Genomic DNA, 15299 nt, shown 5'->3' with positions numbered 1-15299 from the left:
GGTGGGATGTAGGACCCATGCCGCACGATCACGGACATTCGCACGACCATCACGATCATGATCACCACGATCATGGTCATGCGCATGGCCATCACCACCATCACGGACATCACGGGCACAGCCACGCGCCCAAGGACTTCGGCCGCGCCTTCGCGATCGGGGTGGCGCTGAACCTGGGCTTCGTGCTGGTCGAGACCGGCGCCGGCCTGATCACCCACTCCCTGGCCCTGCTGGCCGACGCCGGCCACAACCTGTCGGACGTGCTGGGCCTGCTGATGGCCTGGGGCGCGGCCGTGCTGGCCAAGCGCGCGCCCAGCGCCCGCCGCACCTACGGCCTGCGCAAGGGCACCATCCTGGCCTCGTTGGCCAACGCCGCCCTGCTGCTGATCGCCGTCGGCGCCATCGCCTGGGAGGCCGTCCGCCGCTTCGCCACGCCCGAGCCGATCCAGGCCGGCCCGGTGATGATCGTCGCGGCCATCGGCATCGCCATCAACACCGCCACGGCCCTGATGTTCATGCGCGGCTCCAAGGACGACCTGAACGTCCGGGGCGCCTTCCTGCACATGGCCGCCGACGCCGCCGTCTCGGCCGGCGTGGTGCTGGCCGCCCTGGCCATGGCGCTGACCGGCTGGTTGTGGCTGGACCCGATGGTCAGCCTGGCCATCGTCGCCGTCATCGTGCTGGGCACCTGGGGCCTGCTGCGCGACTCGCTGGACATGGCCCTGGACGCCGCCCCGCGCGGCATCGACACCGGCAAGGTCCGCGAGTGGCTGGCGCATCGTCCCGGCGTCACCGAGGTCCACGACCTGCACATCTGGGCGATGAGCACCACCGAGACGGCCCTGACCGCCCACGTCGTCCGCGCCCTGGGCGCCGACCATGACGCCTTCCTGCACGAGACCTGCGGCCAGCTGGCCAGCAGGTTCAACATCGGCCACGTGACCATCCAGGTCGAAACCAGCGGCGGCGCCCACGGCTGCCGCCTGGCCCCGGCCGATGTCGTCTAGGGGCGCGGTGTGACCCTGTCGCTCGGCCTCTACCGGGCCGCCACGGGGCTGCTCGAGCCCATCGTTCCAGTCCTGCTGGCCGGCCGCGCCCGCAAGGGCAAGGAAGACCCGACCCGCCTGGCCGAACGGCTGGCCAAGGCCCCGACCGCCCGTCCGGACGGCCCGCTGGTCTGGCTCCATGGGGCCAGCGTCGGCGAGAGCCTGTCGATCCTGCCGCTGGTCGAGCGCCTGCGCGCGGAACGACCGGAGGTCACGGTGCTGGTCACCTCGGGCACCACCGCCTCGGCCACCCTGCTGGCCAGGCGCCTGCCGGCGGGCGCGATCCACCAGTACGTGCCGGTCGACGCGCCCGGCGCGGCGCGGCGCTTCATCGCCCGCTGGAAGCCCAGCCTGGCCGTCTTCGTCGAGAGCGAACTGTGGCCGAACCTGCTGCTGGAGGCCAAGGCCGCCGGGACGCGCCTGGCCCTGGTCTCGGCCAAGCTGTCGGACCGCAGCTTCAAGAGTTGGAGCAAGCGCCCCGACGCCGCGCGGCGGCTGCTCTCCGGTTTCGACCTGATCCTGGCCCAGGACGCCCGCGCCCACGACCGCTTCGAGGCCTTAGGCGGCAAGGTTTGTGGCGAGGCGGACCTGAAGTTCGGCGCCGCGCCGCTACCGGTGGACGCGGCCGCCCTGGCCGTCGAACGCGCTCGCTTCGCGCGTCCGCCGTTGCTGATCGCCAGCACCCATCCCGGCGAGGACGAGATCGTCCTGGACGCCATCGCCGCCCCGCCCAACCGTCCGCCGGTGGTGCTGGCCCCGCGCCACGTCGAGCGCGGCCCGGCTATCGTCGCGCTGGCCCAGGCGCGCGGCCTGTCCGCCGTCCTCCGCAGCCGGGCGCCGCGCCAGCCGGCCGACGTGATCGTCGCCGACACTCTGGGCGAGATGGGCCTGTGGTTCCGGCTGGCCGCGACGTCGCTGATCGCTGGCAGCCTGGTCCCCGACATCGGCGGCCACAACCCGCTGGAGGCCGCGCGGCTGGATTGCCCGGTCATCAGCGGCCCATTCGTCGACAACTGGGCCTCGGCCTTCGCCGGGCTGCAAGCGGTCGGAGGCGTCGCCATGACCACGCCCGCCGCGCTCCGCGACGCGCTCGCCGCCGACCTCGCCGATCCCATCGGGGCCAAGGTCCGCGCGGCCCGCGCCCGTAGTTTTGTCGACATCCGCGACGCCGAGGCCCGCGTGGGCCTGTCCCGCATCCTCGAGCTGGTCCCATGAAACTCGGCACGCCGCGCTGGTGGTACGTGAAGACCGGCGGTCCCGCTCCGCTGACCCGCGCCCTGCTGACCCCAATCTCGTGGCTCTGGGCCGACGTCACCCGCCGCCGCCTCGCCCGGACCACGCCCGCGATCGTCGGCGCGCCGGTGATCTGCGTCGGCAACGTCACCATGGGCGGGGCGGGCAAGACCCCGATCGTCCGCGAGTTGCTGCTGACCCTGACCAAGCGCGGCGTCGTCGCTCACGGCCTGTCGCGCGGCTATGGCGGCAAGCTTAAGGGGCCGGTCCAGGTCGACACCGCCCGCCACACGGCCGCCGACGTCGGCGACGAGCCGCTGATGCTGGCCCAGGACTTCCCGATGTGGATCGCGGCCGACCGCGTCGCCGGCGCCCGCGCCGCCGCCCGGGCCGGGGCCCAGGCCATCGTCATGGACGACGGCCATCAGAACCCGACCGTCCGCAAGGCCCTGTCCCTGGTCGTGGTCGACGGCGAGACCCGCGGCGGCGAGTGGCCGTTCGGCGACGGCCGGGTGTTCCCCGCCGGTCCGATGCGCGAGCCGCTGAAGGTCGGGCTGTCGCGCGCCGACGCCGTGATCGTGCTGCTGCCGGTCGACGTGGAGCAGCCAGACTTCGACCTGCTGGTCCAGTTCGGCGACATGCCGGTGCTGGTCGCCCGGCTGGAGGCCGCCGCCCCCGTGCCGAAGGGGCCGCAGGTCGGCTTCGCCGGCATCGGCAAGCCCTGGAAGGTCGAGAAGGCCCTGACCGCCGCCGGCTGTCAGTTGGTCGACTTCGCGCCCTTCCCCGACCATGGCCAGTACGACGAGGCGACGCTGAAGATGCTGGCCGAGCGGGCCAAGGTCTATGACGCGGGTCTGGTCACGACCGAGAAAGACTGGGTGCGCCTGCCGCCGGCCTGGCGCGAGAAGGTCACACCCTGGCCGGTGCGGGCCAGGTTCGAGGACGAGGCGGCGGTGGAAGCGCTGCTGATGGGGATCGGGCTGTAGGCCGTGACCTTCTTCCCCCTTCGGGGGAGGAGCGCGAAGCGCGGAGGGGGCGGAAGATTCCTACTTATAAACCACCCCGCCCTTGATCACCGACGTCACGCGCTGCAGCTCGGTGACGTCCTTCAGCGGATCCCCCTTCACCGCGATCAGGTCCGCCGACTTGCCGGCCGCCAGGCTGCCGATCTCGGCCGACAGCGAGAAGTGATCGGCCGCGTTGACCGTGGCCGCCTGGATGGCCTCCAGCGGCGTCAGCCCCGCCTTGACCAACAGGGCGAACTCGCCGGCGTTGTCGCCGTGGGCCGAGACGCCCGTGTCGGTGCCGAAGGCGATCTTGACCCCGCCGTCGTGGGCGCGCCGGGCCATGGCCAGCATCTTCGGTCCGGCCTCCAGCGCCTTGGCGGTCTGGGCCGGGGTCAGGAAGTTGTTCGGACCCGAAGCCACCCGATAGACGAAGTCGCCGGCCATCAGGGTCGGGATCAGATAGGCGCCGTTCTTCTTGAACAGGGCGATGCTGTCGGCGTCCAGATAGGTGCCGTGCTCGATCGAATCGCCGCCGGCCTTCAGGAAGCTGTTGATGCCGTCGACGCCGTGAGCGTGGGCGGTGACCTTGCGGCCCATGCGGTGGGCGGTTTCGACGATCGCCTGCAGCTCACCGTCCGAGAACTGCTGGTTCAGGCCGGCGGCGGTGTTGGACAGCACCCCGCCGGTCGCGGTGATCTTGATGATGTCGGCGCCCAGCCAGACCTGCTCGCGCACGGCGCGGCGGCAGTCGTCCGGACCCGAGCACACCGAGGTCGGCCGCAGCACGTGCATGACCTCCTCGCTGTAGCCGTTGACGTCGCCGTGGCCGCCGTGGACCGACACGGCCGAGCCGGCGGCGATGATCCGCGGGCCCGGCACGTCGCCGCGCTTGATCCCGTCACGGAGGGCGAAGATCGCCTTGTTGTCGGCCCCGAGGTCCGCGACCGTCGTGAAGCCGGCCATCAGGGTCTTGCGGGCGAACCCCGCCCCGACCAGCGCCTCGTCGGCGGACGAACGGGTCACCGCCTGCAACCGGCCGTTCGGATTCTGCTCGTGGGTCAGATGGACGTGGCTGTCGATCAGGCCCGGCAGGACGAAACTGTCCTTCAGGTCGACGACCGTCCCGCCCGGCTCGGCGACATAGCCGTCGACGATGCGCGCGACCTTGCCGTTCTCCAGCACCAGGGTCTTGGCGGTCTCGACCTTGCCGGTGGCGGGATCGGCCAGCAGCCGGCCGGCCTGGACGAACACCGTCTCGGCGCGCGCCGCGCCGCAGAGCGCCCCGGCGATCGCCAGGGCGCAGACGCCCGACAGCAGTTTCCGCATGTCGTTTCCTACGCCCCCGCCTTCTGCGCGAACGCCCAGGCTCCCTTGGCCAGGACCGGCACGCGCGCCTCCATCAGCTGCGCATGGGCGCTGGCGGCGGTGCCGTCACGGACGCGGCCGACGATGCCCTGGCAGATGCCGGCCAGTCTGAAGAGGTTGTAGCTGAAATACCAGTCCAGCTCGGGCAGGCCGTCGCGGCCGGTGGCCTTGCAGTAGCGCGCGACCGCCTGCGGGATGGTCGGCACGCCATAGGCCTCCAGGTCCTTGATCTCGGCGAGCCCCCCGCGCTGGTCGGACGGCATCACCCAGTTCATCAGGAAATAGCTGAAGTCGGCCAGCGGGTTGCCCAGGGTCGACAGCTCCCAGTCCAGCACCGCGACCACGCGCGGTTCGGTGGCGTGCAGGATCATGTTGTCGAGGCGGTAGTCGCCATGGACGATCGAGGTCTGGTCGTCGGCCGGCACGGTCTTGGCCAGCCAGTCGATCAAGAGGTCCATCTCGGCGATCGGCTTGGTCTCGCTGGCCTTGTACTGCTTGGTCCAGCGGTCGATCTGGCGGGCGAAATAGTTCCCGGGCTTGCCATAGTCGGCCAGGCCCACGGCCGCGTAGTCGACATTGTGCAGCGCCGCCAGGGTGTCGATCTCGGCCTCGTAGATCGCCCGGCGTTCGGCCGGCGCGTAGTCGGGCAGGGTCCCGTCCCACAGGATCCGGCCTTCGACATTGTCCATCACGTAGAAGATGGTGCCGATGACCTCTTCGTCCATGCACAGGGCGTAGGCCTTGGCGACCGGGAAGCCAGCCTTGTTCAAACCCGAGATCACCTTGAACTCGCGGTCGACGGCGTGGGCGGACGGCAGCAGCTTACCCGGCGGCTTGCGGCGCAGGACGTACTTCTTGGCCGGCGTGACCAGCTGGTAGGTCGGGTTCGACTGGCCGCCCTTGAACTGGCGCACCTCCAGCGGCCCCGCATAGCCTTCGACATTGGCCTCCAGCCAGGCGGCCAGTTTGCCTTCGTCGATCGCGTGGCGCGGGTCGACCGGCTTGGTGCCCGAGTTCAGGTCCTGGGCGGACTGTTCGGCGGCTTCGGCCATGGCGCTTCTCCCCAACGCTTGTTTGAACCGGGAGTTTAGAGGGAGACGCACCGGAGGCAACCCGCTACAACGGCGGCGTCGAAAAAGGGCCAAGGACCGGAACCAACCTAGGTAAGCCCGGTCGCTCCGCATCGCGGAGAACCTGTACCCCGCCTCCGGGCAGGGACCCGCGACGAGACGGCGGCGCAATTCCGCGCCGTTGGCTCGGCGCGCGTGGATCCTGTCGATGTCTCGAAGCCTTTCGTGCGCCGCGCCCCTCATCAAGGAGAGCGCCATGCGCCTGAACCACCTCGACCTGCCCGTTCCTGACGTCGCCGCGACGCGGGACTTCTTCGAAACCTGGCTGGGCTTCACCCACGAGCGGACCTTGGGCCAGAACGGCCTTTCGATCCTGCGCGACGGCGCCGGCCTGGTTCTGGTCCTCAGCCGGCTACAGAGCCAGGGCGCCCAGAGCTGGCCCTACCCGTTTCACATCGGCTTTCATCTGGAGAGCGAAGCGGCGGTCAGCGACCTGCATCGGCGCATGACCGAAGGCGGCGTCGCGGTCGGCGAGGCCTCGATCCAGCGCGGGGCATTCAGCTTCTACGTCACCGCGCCGGGCGACATCCTGGTGGAGATCGCCCACCGCGCATAGGTCACACCTTGTCATCCCGGCCATAGCGCAGGGGAGAGCCGGGACCACGACAAGCGCGGTGCTTTCGGCGGTCCCGGATAGCCTCTGCGAGGCTTCCGGGATGACAGGGATTTAGCGCGACTGCAGCGCCCGCCAGCCGATGTCGGTGCGGTAGAAACCGCCTTCCAGGCTGATCGTCCCCAGCGCCGCATAGGCGACGTCGCGGGCTTCGTGCAGGGTCGCGCCCAGAGCGCAGACGTTCAGCACCCGGCCGCCCGCCGCGCGCAGGTTCCCCGCCGCGTCGCGGGTCGTACCGGCGTGGAAGACCACCGCCTCGCCGCCGAAATCGGCGTCGGCGTCCTGGATCAGGCCGCCGGTCTTGGGCGCGTCGGGATAGCCCTCGGCGGCCAGCACCACGCAGATCGCCGCCTCCTCGCGCCACTTCGGCGGCGCGACCGAGGCCAGCTCACCCTTGGCCGCCGCCAGCAGGATCGGGACGATGTCGCTGTCCAGGCGCAGCATCAGGGTCTGGCATTCGGGATCGCCGAAGCGGGCGTTGTATTCCACGAGCTTCGGACCGGCTTTCGTCAACATGAGCCCAGCATAGAGTACGCCGACATAGGGATTGCCCTCGGCGGCCATGCCCTCGACGGTCGGGACGATCAGCTCGCGCCAGGCCTGGTCGATCAGGGCCTCCGTCAGGACCGGCGGCGGCGAATAGGTGCCCATGCCGCCGGTGTTGGGGCCCTCGTCGCCGTCATAGGCGCGCTTGTGGTCCTGGGCCGCGCCGAACAGCATGGCGGTCTTGCCGTCGGAAAGGGCGAACAGCGAAGCCTCCTCGCCGTGCATGAACTCCTCGATCACCACCCGCGCGCCAGCCGAGCCGAAGCGGCCGCCCAGCATGTCGACCACGGCGGCGGCGGCCTCGGCCCGCGTCGCGGCGATCACCACGCCCTTGCCGGCCGCCAGGCCGTCGGCCTTGATCACGAAGGGGGCCTCCAAGGTGTCGAGGAAGGCCCCGGCCGAAGCCGCGTCCTCGAACACGCCATAGGCCGCCGTCGGCAGGCCGTGACGCTGGCAAAAGTCCTTGGTGAAGGCCTTGGAAGTCTCCAGCTGGGCGGCGCGCTGGCTGCCGCCGAAGCAGGGGACGCCGACCTCGGCCAGCTTGTCGGCGAGGCCGACCTCCAGCGCCGATTCCGGGCCGACCACGACCAGATCCGCGCCGATCTCCTGGGCCAGGGTGACCAGGCCGTCGGCGTCGGTGACCTTGACGTTGCGCAGCTCGGCGACGGCTTCGATGCCGGGATTGCCCGGGGCGGCCACGAGACGGCCGCACAGCGGCGACTGGGCGATCTTCCAGGCCAGGGCGTGCTCGCGCCCGCCGGACCCGACGAGGAGGATGGTCAGCTTTTCCATGAGCGCGGGGTGTGGCGTGGGCGGCGGGACCGGTCAAGACCGGATACGCGCCGCCCCGCCGCCGCGTCAGGCATATTCGCGGAAGTCGGCGTCGTCGGCGTCCGGGCCGCCGCGGCTCAAGTCCAGGGCGAAACCATTGGCGCGGGCCTGCTGGGCGGCGACGGCGCGGGCTGGGGCTTTGCGATTGATCGCCCCGGCGGCCGGACGCTTGGCGGCGGCCGGCCGAGCCTTGCGTGCCGGCCCGCGCCCATCGTCCGCGATACTAAAGAACGCGATCGACGCCTGGAGTTCGGTGGCTTGGGCGGCCAGCTCCTCGGACGTCGCCGACATCTCCTCGGAGGCCGAGGCGTTCTGCTGGGTGACCTTGTCGAGCTGCTGAATGGCCTCGTTGATCTGCGAAGCCCCGATATCTTGTTCGCGACAGGCGGCGCTGATTTCGGCCACCAGCTCGGCGGTGCGGCGGATATTCGGCACCAGGCTGGTCAGCATGTCGCCGGCCGACTGGGCGGCCTTGACCGTGTCGGACGACACCGCGCTGATCTCGGCGGCGGCGGTTTGGCTGCGCTCAGCCAGCTTGCGCACTTCCGAGGCGACGACGGCGAAGCCGCGGCCGTGCTCGCCGGCCCGGGCGGCTTCGACAGCGGCGTTCAGGGCCAGCAGGTCGGTCTGGCGGGCGATTTCCTGGACGATGGTGATTCTCTCGGCGATCGTCTGCATCGCGTCGACGGCCTTGGCCACGGCCCGGCCCGAGGTTTCCGCGTCGACCGCCGACTGGCGCGCGATCGTCTCGGTCTGGGCGGCGTTGTCGGCGTTCTGCTTGATGTTGGCGGCCATCTGTTCCATCGAGGCCGAGGCCTCTTCGGCCGACGAGGCCTGTTCGGTGGCGCCCTGACTGACCTGCTCCGAGGCCGACGACAGTTCCTGGCTACCGGCCGAGACGTTTTCCGACGCCGAGATCGCGTCGGAGACCACGCCGCGCAGGCGGTCGATCATCCGCTCGAGCGCCAAGCCCATCACGTCCTTGTCCGACAGCGGCTTGGCCTGGACCGTCAGATCGCCGTCGGCGACACTGTCGGCCACATTGGCCGTCGCGCGCAGATTGACGACCATGCCCCTCAAGGACTGACCCAAGACGTCCTTGTCCGACAACGGCTTGATCTCGACCGTCAGGTCACCGGCCGCCACCTGGTCGGCCAGGGCCGCCGTGGCGCGCAGATTGGCGGTCATGCGGTTGACCGTCTCGACCAGATCCTTGATCTCGTCATTGGTCTTGACGGTGACGTTCTGGTCCAGGTCGCCGAGCGCCACGGCCTCGGCCAGGCCGCCGACCTTGGCGAAGCCCTGGGCGATGGTGCGCGCGATCCAGACGGCGGCGGCGGCGGCCAGCAGCATCGAGACGACGATCACCGCGATCAGCGTGTTGCGCGAGGCGGCGTAGGCGCGGTCGCTGGTCGCCTCCGCGGCGACCATGCGACGCTCCTGCACATCCACCAGGTCGTCCACCGTGGCGGTGATGCGGTTGGTCACCTGGCGCTGGCTGGTGCGCATCTGTTCGATCGCCTGCTCGCGACGGCCGGCCAACAGGTCGCGGCGCATGGCTTCGTCGCTCTCGGCGAACAGCGCCCAGTCGCGGGTCAGGGCCTCCCATTTCGGCTTGCCCTCGGCGGAGGCATGGGCAAGGCCGGCTTCCAGCAGCGTGGCGATCTTTTCCTTGCTGGCGTCGGCCTTGGCGTTCTGGCTTTTCAGCTCCTCGGCGTCGTCGGCCAGCGCCATGTTCTTCTGGGCGCGGATTAGCTGCAGCAGCGCCATGCCAAGGCCCTGGCTCCGCTGCAACTGGGCCACTGGCCCGCTGACCATCGCCTTCTGACCGGTGTTCAACGTCCCGAGCTGGCTTACGCCAAACAGGGTGGCGGCGGCCATCATCAGGATAAGCGCCCCGAAGGTCAGGGCGAGTTTGAGCTTGATCGTCATGCGCATGGGAAGGCTCCGGCCCGCGTTCGGCCCTGGACGAGGAATGAAGTAACGACGGAAGGAGGTCCGCTCGCGCCTTGCCGGAACACGACGATTAACCCCCGAGGCATCGCGAACAAGGCGGCGATTACCTGGGAAAATTCGGTGACGGCACCAAATCCTGCACGGACAATCGTCGACTGCTCGAGATCGTACGTATTTCTACGTACGAATACCGTCGCTGACCCGGTCACATGAGCAATACCTTGACCGAAGACCACGACGAATACTATCGAGAGCCTCGTCTGGCACGCTTAATGGGTGGTAAATTTAGCAACCGCTAGGATAGCGACATTCTGTCTCACCACCATCAAGTGAAGTCTCAAAAACGCAAAAGCGCGCGCCGGCGGCGCGCGCTTGAGTCCTCGTGGAAAAGAAGGGCCCTGCGTGGCGACCCGTTTCCTCAGGCCGCGTCCAGGTCCAGAGAGTAGCCGGCCGAGCGGACGGTGCGGATCGGGTCGCCGTCCGTCGCGCCGTTCAGCGCCTTGCGCAGCCGGCCGATGTGGACGTCGACGGTGCGGGCCTCGACATAGACGTCCGAGCCCCAGACGGCGTCCAACAGCTGTTCGCGGCTGAACACCCGGCCCGGATGCTGCATCAGATAGTCCAGCAGGCGGAACTCGGTCGGGCCCAGGTGGATCTCCTTGCCGCTGCGCTTCACGCGGTGGGCGACCCGGTCGATGATGATGTCGCCGACCGTGATGCGGTCGTCGGCCAGGCCCGGGCGGATGCGACGCAGCACCGCGCGGACGCGGGCGGTCAGCTCGACCATCGAGAACGGCTTGACCACATAGTCGTCGGCCCCGGTGTCGAGGCCGCGGATCCGGTCCGTCTCCTCGCCGCGCGCCGTCAGCATGATGATCGGCACGTTGCGGGTCTCGGCCCGACCACGCAGGCGGCGGCAGACCTCGATGCCCGAGACCTTGGGCAGCATCCAGTCGAGGATGACCAGATCCGGGGCCCGCTCGTTGGCCATGATCAGGGCTTCCTCGCCATCTCCGGCCACGCCGACGCGGTAGCCTTCCTTGTCGAGGTTGTAGTGCAGCAGGGTGGCCAGGGCGTCTTCGTCTTCCACCACCAGAACGTAGGGAGTCACTTCTAGGCGCCTCTTGGATTACTGCGACACGACGTCGAGCTTGGGACGTTGGGAGATCAGTTCGTCGCCAGTCAGCTCGAAGTGGATGATCTCGGCGATGTTGGTGGCGTGATCCCCGATCCGCTCGAGGTTCTTGGCCACGAACAGCAGATGAGCGCAGGCGTTGATCGTGCGCGGATCGCCCATCATGTAGGTCAGCAGTTCGCGAAAGATCGAATTGTAGTGCTCGTCGACTTCCTCGTCGCGGCTCCACACGCCGATGGCGCGCTGCAGATCCTTGGTGGTGTAGGCGTCCAGGACGTCCTTCAGGCGGCTCTGCACCAGACGGCCCATGCGCTCGATCGAGCGGGTCAGGGCCGTCATCGGGTCGGCTTCGGTCAGGATCAGCGCCCGCTTGGCGATGTTCTTGGCCATGTCGCCGCAGCGCTCGAGGCTCATCGAGATCTTCAGGGCGGCGACGGCGTGGCGAAGGTCGACGGCCATCGGTTGGCGCAGGGCGATCAGGCGGAACGCCTTGCGCTCGATCTCGGCCTGCAGCGTGTCGAGGCGCTCGTCGCCGGCGACGACGACCTGAGCCAGCGGCCCGTCGCGGCGGGCGATGGCGGCGATGCAGTCGGCGACTTGCGACTCGGCGAGACCGCCCATGCGGGTGACCTCGGCCGTGAGGTGGGCCAACTCTTCGCCGTAGGATTTGACGGTGTGTTCGGTCATCTCGTGTTCCTCCCGCTTCTCGTTAGCCGAAGCGGCCGGTGATGTAGTCTTGGGTGCGGCTGTCGCGAGGATTGGTGAACATCTCCTCGGTCGGGCCGCTCTCGACCAGCTTGCCGAGGTGGAAGAAGGCGGTGCGTTGCGAGACGCGAGCGGCCTGGGCCATCGAGTGGGTGACGATCACGATGCAGAACTGGGTGCGCAGCTCGTCGATCAGCTCCTCGATCTTGGCGGTGGCGATCGGGTCGAGCGCCGAGCAGGGCTCGTCCATCAGGATCACTTCCGGCGACACCGCGATCGCGCGGGCGATCACCAGGCGCTGCTGCTGGCCGCCCGAGAGGCCGGTGCCCGGCTGGTGCAGGCGGTCGGCCACCTCGTTCCAGAGCCCCGCCTTCTTCAGGCTGCTCTCGACGACGGCTTCCAGCTCTGCCTTGGACGAGGCCAGGCCGTGGATGCGCGGACCGTAGGCGACGTTCTCGAAGATCGTCTTCGGGAAGGGGTTCGGCTTCTGGAACACCATGCCGACGCGCGAGCGCAGCACCACCGGGTCGACGCTCTTGGCGTTGACGTCCGAACCGTCGATCTCGATCACGCCGTCGACGCGCGCCGAGGGGATGGTGTCGTTCATGCGGTTGATGCAGCGCAGGAAGGTCGACTTGCCGCAGCCCGACGGGCCGATGAAGGCGGTGACCGACTTGGCGGGGATGTCGATGTTGACGTCGAACAGCGCCTGTTTCTCGCCGTAGAACACCTTGACGTCGCGCGCCTTGATCTTGGGCTCGCCGACCGGAGCGGCGGCGTGGGCGTGCGGCACGGTGGTGTGGATCATCGGCGTGTGGGCGGTGTCGTCTGGGCTTTGGACGGCCATGGCGTGTCCCTTCAGAAGGGGCGAAGCGAGAGGGTTCAGGATCTGGGTCATGGGGGGTCTCACCAGCGGCGCTCGAAGCGGCGGCGCAGGATCACGGCCGCGGCGTTCATGACGATCATGAAGACGAGAAGAACGATGATGGCGGCGGCCGTGCGCTCATGGAAGGCCCGCTCGGAAGCGTTCTCCCAGATGAACACCTGGACCGGCAGCACGGTGGCCGCGCCGGTGAAGCCTTCCGGCACGCCGGGCACGAACGAGACCATGCCGATCATCAGCAGCGGCGCGGTCTCGCCCAGGGCGTGGGCCAACGACAGGATGGCGCCGGTCATCACGCCGGGCATGGCCAGCGGCAGCACGTGGTGGAAGACGGTCTGGGTCTTGCTCGCGCCGACGCCCAGGGCCGCCTCGCGGATCGAGGGCGGCACGGCCTTGAGGGCCGAGCGGGTGGCGATGATCACGGTCGGCAGGGCCATCAAGGCCAGCACCAGACCGCCGACCAGCGGCGAGGACCGCGGCACGTTCAGCCAGTTGATGAACAAAGCCAGGCCCAGCAGGCCGTAGACGATCGACGGCACGGCCGCGAGGTTGTTGATGTTGACCTCGATGATGTCCGTCCAGCGGTTCTTCGGAGCGAACTCTTCCAGATAGGTCGCGGCCATCACGCCGACCGGCACGGCGATCAGGGCGGTGATGATCAGCATCATGGCCGAGCCGACCACCGCGCCCAGCACGCCGGCCTGTTCGGGCTCGGTCGAGTCTGAATTGGTGAAGAAGGCGAAGTTGAAGCCCGACTTGATCGCGCCCGACTTCTTCAGCTGGTCCAGCCAGTCGAGCTGCTGGTTGTCCAGCTTGCGGTCGCCCTCGGCGGTCGAGCGCTTGATCTCGCCCTTGAAGTAGAGATCGGCGTCGGCCTTCAGCGAGCCGGAGACGGTGATCGTCTTGCCGATCAGCGACTTGTCGGCCTTGATCTTGTTCAGCAGCTGGAAGCCGAAGTCGCGCGACACCAGATCCTGGACCTTGGTCGAGACGGTGCCCAGGTCGTCGTCCTGCACGCCCAGCTTCTTCATCACCGCCTCGGCGACGATGTAGTCGTAGTTGACGCCGGTGAGGTCGGACGTGTCGATGCGGTCCGGGTTCAGATAGACCGGCACGCTGAGCGTGTGGGCTTCGAAGGTCGTGTAGCCTTGGCTGACGATCCGGCCGACCAGCACGACCAGGAACACCAGGGCCACGATGATCGCGGCCAGGCCTTGGGCTTTGAAGGTCCGCTCGGCGGCGTGACGCTTCTTCAGCCGGGCTTGCATCGCCGTCGCGGCGGCGGAGCGCGGGGCGGCCGCGCCGAAGGTCGCGTCAGTCATATTGTTCCCGGTACTTCTGGACGATCCGCAGGGCGATGATGTTCAGGCAGAGGGTCACGACGAACAGGGTCAGGCCCAGGCCGAAGGCGGACAGGGTCTTGGGGCTGTCGAACTCCTGGTCGCCTGTCAGCAGGGTGACGATCTGGACGGTCACGGTGGTGACGGTGTCCAGCGGGTTGACGGTCATCTTGGCCTGCAGGCCGGCGGCCATGGTCACGATCATGGTCTCGCCGACGGCGCGGGACACGGCCAGCAGCATGGCGGCCATGATGCCCGGCAGGGCGGCCGGCAGAACGACTTTCTTGACCGTCTCCGACTTGGTGGCGCCCATCGCGTAGCTGCCATCGCGCAGCGATTGCGGCACCGCGTTGATGATGTCGTCCGACAGCGAGGAGACGAACGGGATCAGCATGATCCCCATCACCACCCCGGCCACCAGGGCCATCTGGTTCTGGACTTCCATCAGATAGGTGGCGATCGGACCGGCGGGCAGGGCCGCGCCCAAGGCGTTGAAGCCGGCGCGGAAGATCGGCCCCACGGTCAAGGCGGCGAAGAAGCCGTAGACCACGGTCGGCACGCCGGCCAGAATCTCCAGCAGCGGCTTGACCACGCCGCGCACGGTGCGATTGGCGTATTCCGAGAGATAGATCGCCGAGTAGAGGCCGACCGGCGCGGCGACCAGCATGGCGATCAGCATGATCAGGAAGGTGCCGGCGAACAGCGGCACGGCCCCGAAAGCGCCCGCCGAGGCGACCTGGTCGGCGCGCATGGCGATCTGCGGGCTCCACTCGGTCCCGAACAGGAACGAGATGGGATTGACGCTCTGGAAGAAGCGCCAGCTTTCCCAGACCAGCGACAGCACGATGCCCAGGGTGGTCAGCACGGCCGCGACCGAGCAGCCGATCAGCAGGATGCCGATCCAGCCCTCGACCCGGTTGCGGGCGCGGAATTCAGTGGAGATGCGCGGGAAGGCCAGCAGGAACCCGGCCAGGGCCAGCACCGCGGCGGCGGCCAGCATGCCGACGTTCAGCCAGGTCCCGACGCGCTTGGCCTCGGCCACCTTGGCGTCCAGGGCGACCTTGATGTCGCCTTCATAGGTCACTTCGCTGGGCGCCTGCCCGGCGGCGATCGCGTGGGCGTCGCTGTAGAACACGGCCTGACGGTCCGGCTCCAGGGCCTGGACGGCCGCCGGACGCGTGGACTGCAGGATCGTATCCTCGAGGCGACCGCCGAACATGGCGCCCAGCAGCAGCAGCAGCGCGGCCGGCACGCCTGCCCATAGGGCCGCGTAGGTCCCGTAGTAGTCCGGCAGGGAGTGGAGGACGCGCTTGCGGCCTCCGGTGGCGGCCACGGCGCGACGGCGGCCGGCCACGAAGGCCGCGCCGGAGAACAGCGCCAGGACAAGGAGCGAGAGCCAGGTCAGCATGCGTGAGGCTAATCTTGCGCGAAGGTTGTCGAAGGCGCCGCAGGATCGCGCGCCCTCCCCCGCCCCGATCTATGCCGGGCCGGCGCTGTGCTTATGCGACG

General features: G+C 69.0%; 13 protein-coding genes. 4 read left to right on the top strand and 9 right to left on the bottom strand.

The window, feature by feature from the left end; all coding sequences use genetic code 11:
- Nucleotides 1-17 precede the first annotated feature (17 nt).
- The 3 genes from ABIC66_RS16710 to lpxK are packed head-to-tail and all read left to right on the top strand — an operon-like array spanning nt 18 to nt 3265.
- Nucleotides 18-1007 (top strand): cation diffusion facilitator family transporter, encoded by a 990-nt coding sequence (locus ABIC66_RS16710; RefSeq protein WP_354071407.1) that lies wholly within the window; start codon nt 18-20, stop codon nt 1005-1007.
- Between the two features lie 9 nt (nt 1008-1016).
- Nucleotides 1017-2261 (top strand): 3-deoxy-D-manno-octulosonic acid transferase, encoded by a 1245-nt coding sequence (locus ABIC66_RS16705; protein WP_354071406.1) that lies wholly within the window; start codon nt 1017-1019, stop codon nt 2259-2261.
- Nucleotides 2258-3265: a tetraacyldisaccharide 4'-kinase gene (gene lpxK / locus ABIC66_RS16700; protein ID WP_354071405.1), complete on the top strand. Its 1008-nt coding sequence runs from the start codon at nt 2258-2260 to the stop codon at nt 3263-3265. Before ABIC66_RS16705 ends, lpxK begins: the two co-directional genes overlap by 4 nt.
- A 60-nt stretch (nt 3266-3325) precedes the next feature.
- Here the strand turns inward: lpxK and ABIC66_RS16695 are convergent, their stop codons facing one another.
- Nucleotides 3326-4612: a metal-dependent hydrolase family protein gene (locus ABIC66_RS16695; protein WP_354071404.1), complete on the bottom strand. Its 1287-nt coding sequence runs from the start codon at nt 4610-4612 to the stop codon at nt 3326-3328.
- 8 nt (nt 4613-4620) lie between these two features.
- Nucleotides 4621-5703 (bottom strand): phosphotransferase family protein, encoded by a 1083-nt coding sequence (locus ABIC66_RS16690; protein ID WP_354071403.1) that lies wholly within the window; start codon nt 5701-5703, stop codon nt 4621-4623.
- A gap of 226 nt (nt 5704-5929) precedes the next feature.
- Here ABIC66_RS16690 and ABIC66_RS16685 point away from each other — a divergent pair, with 226 nt between their 5' ends.
- Nucleotides 5930-6337, top strand: a complete 408-nt coding sequence (locus ABIC66_RS16685) for a VOC family protein (RefSeq protein ID WP_354071402.1) — start codon at nt 5930-5932, stop codon at nt 6335-6337.
- A 111-nt stretch (nt 6338-6448) separates the two neighbouring features.
- On the opposite strand, the gene purD is transcribed toward ABIC66_RS16685, so the two are convergent.
- The 7 genes from purD to pstC all read right to left on the bottom strand — a co-directional run bounded on the left by purD (nt 6449) and on the right by pstC (nt 15198).
- Nucleotides 6449-7732: a phosphoribosylamine--glycine ligase gene (purD, locus tag ABIC66_RS16680; protein WP_354071401.1), complete on the bottom strand. Its 1284-nt coding sequence runs from the start codon at nt 7730-7732 to the stop codon at nt 6449-6451.
- A 66-nt stretch (nt 7733-7798) separates the two neighbouring features.
- Nucleotides 7799-9709: a HAMP domain-containing methyl-accepting chemotaxis protein gene (locus ABIC66_RS16675; protein WP_354071400.1), complete on the bottom strand. Its 1911-nt coding sequence runs from the start codon at nt 9707-9709 to the stop codon at nt 7799-7801.
- 436 nt (nt 9710-10145) lie between these two features.
- On the bottom strand, nt 10146-10838 hold the full coding sequence (gene phoB / locus ABIC66_RS16670; protein WP_354071399.1) for a phosphate regulon transcriptional regulator PhoB: 693 nt from the start codon (nt 10836-10838) through the stop codon (nt 10146-10148).
- An 18-nt stretch (nt 10839-10856) separates the two neighbouring features.
- Nucleotides 10857-11549, bottom strand: coding sequence for a phosphate signaling complex protein PhoU (gene phoU / locus ABIC66_RS16665; RefSeq protein ID WP_354071398.1), 693 nt, complete (start codon nt 11547-11549; stop codon nt 10857-10859).
- Between the two features lie 22 nt (nt 11550-11571).
- Nucleotides 11572-12414: a phosphate ABC transporter ATP-binding protein PstB gene (pstB, locus tag ABIC66_RS16660; protein ID WP_502910372.1), complete on the bottom strand. Its 843-nt coding sequence runs from the start codon at nt 12412-12414 to the stop codon at nt 11572-11574.
- Nucleotides 12415-12473: 59 nt separating this feature from the next.
- Nucleotides 12474-13772: a phosphate ABC transporter permease PstA gene (gene pstA, locus ABIC66_RS16655; protein WP_354071397.1), complete on the bottom strand. Its 1299-nt coding sequence runs from the start codon at nt 13770-13772 to the stop codon at nt 12474-12476.
- A complete protein-coding gene (gene pstC / locus ABIC66_RS16650; RefSeq protein WP_354071396.1) occupies nt 13765-15198 on the bottom strand; it encodes a phosphate ABC transporter permease subunit PstC in 1434 nt (477 codons plus the stop codon). Before pstC ends, pstA begins: the two co-directional genes overlap by 8 nt.
- Between the last annotated feature and the right edge of the window lie 101 nt (nt 15199-15299).

The sequence above is a fragment of the Caulobacter sp. 1776 genome (assembly GCF_040545685.1).
GTDB lineage: Bacteria > Pseudomonadota > Alphaproteobacteria > Caulobacterales > Caulobacteraceae > Caulobacter.
This window is presented reverse-complemented; position numbering and strand designations above follow the sequence as displayed.

Bases quoted from the DNA above. Each gene is read 5' to 3' on its own strand.
- ABIC66_RS16695 (WP_354071404.1), bottom strand. From the start codon at position 4,612: ATGCGGAAACTGCTGTCGGGCGTCTGCGCCCTGGCGATCGCCGGGGCG.
- pstA (WP_354071397.1), bottom strand. From the start codon at position 13,772: ATGACTGACGCGACCTTCGGCGCGGCCGCCCCGCGCTCCGCCGCCGCG.
- ABIC66_RS16710 (WP_354071407.1), top strand. From the start codon at position 18: ATGCCGCACGATCACGGACATTCGCACGACCATCACGATCATGATCAC.
- pstC (WP_354071396.1), bottom strand. From the start codon at position 15,198: ATGCTGACCTGGCTCTCGCTCCTTGTCCTGGCGCTGTTCTCCGGCGCG.
- ABIC66_RS16685 (WP_354071402.1), top strand. From the start codon at position 5,930: ATGTCTCGAAGCCTTTCGTGCGCCGCGCCCCTCATCAAGGAGAGCGCC.
- lpxK (WP_354071405.1), top strand. From the start codon at position 2,258: ATGAAACTCGGCACGCCGCGCTGGTGGTACGTGAAGACCGGCGGTCCC.
- pstB (WP_502910372.1), bottom strand. From the start codon at position 12,414: ATGGCCGTCCAAAGCCCAGACGACACCGCCCACACGCCGATGATCCAC.
- purD (WP_354071401.1), bottom strand. From the start codon at position 7,732: ATGGAAAAGCTGACCATCCTCCTCGTCGGGTCCGGCGGGCGCGAGCAC.
- phoU (WP_354071398.1), bottom strand. From the start codon at position 11,549: ATGACCGAACACACCGTCAAATCCTACGGCGAAGAGTTGGCCCACCTC.
- ABIC66_RS16675 (WP_354071400.1), bottom strand. From the start codon at position 9,709: ATGCGCATGACGATCAAGCTCAAACTCGCCCTGACCTTCGGGGCGCTT.
- ABIC66_RS16690 (WP_354071403.1), bottom strand. From the start codon at position 5,703: ATGGCCGAAGCCGCCGAACAGTCCGCCCAGGACCTGAACTCGGGCACC.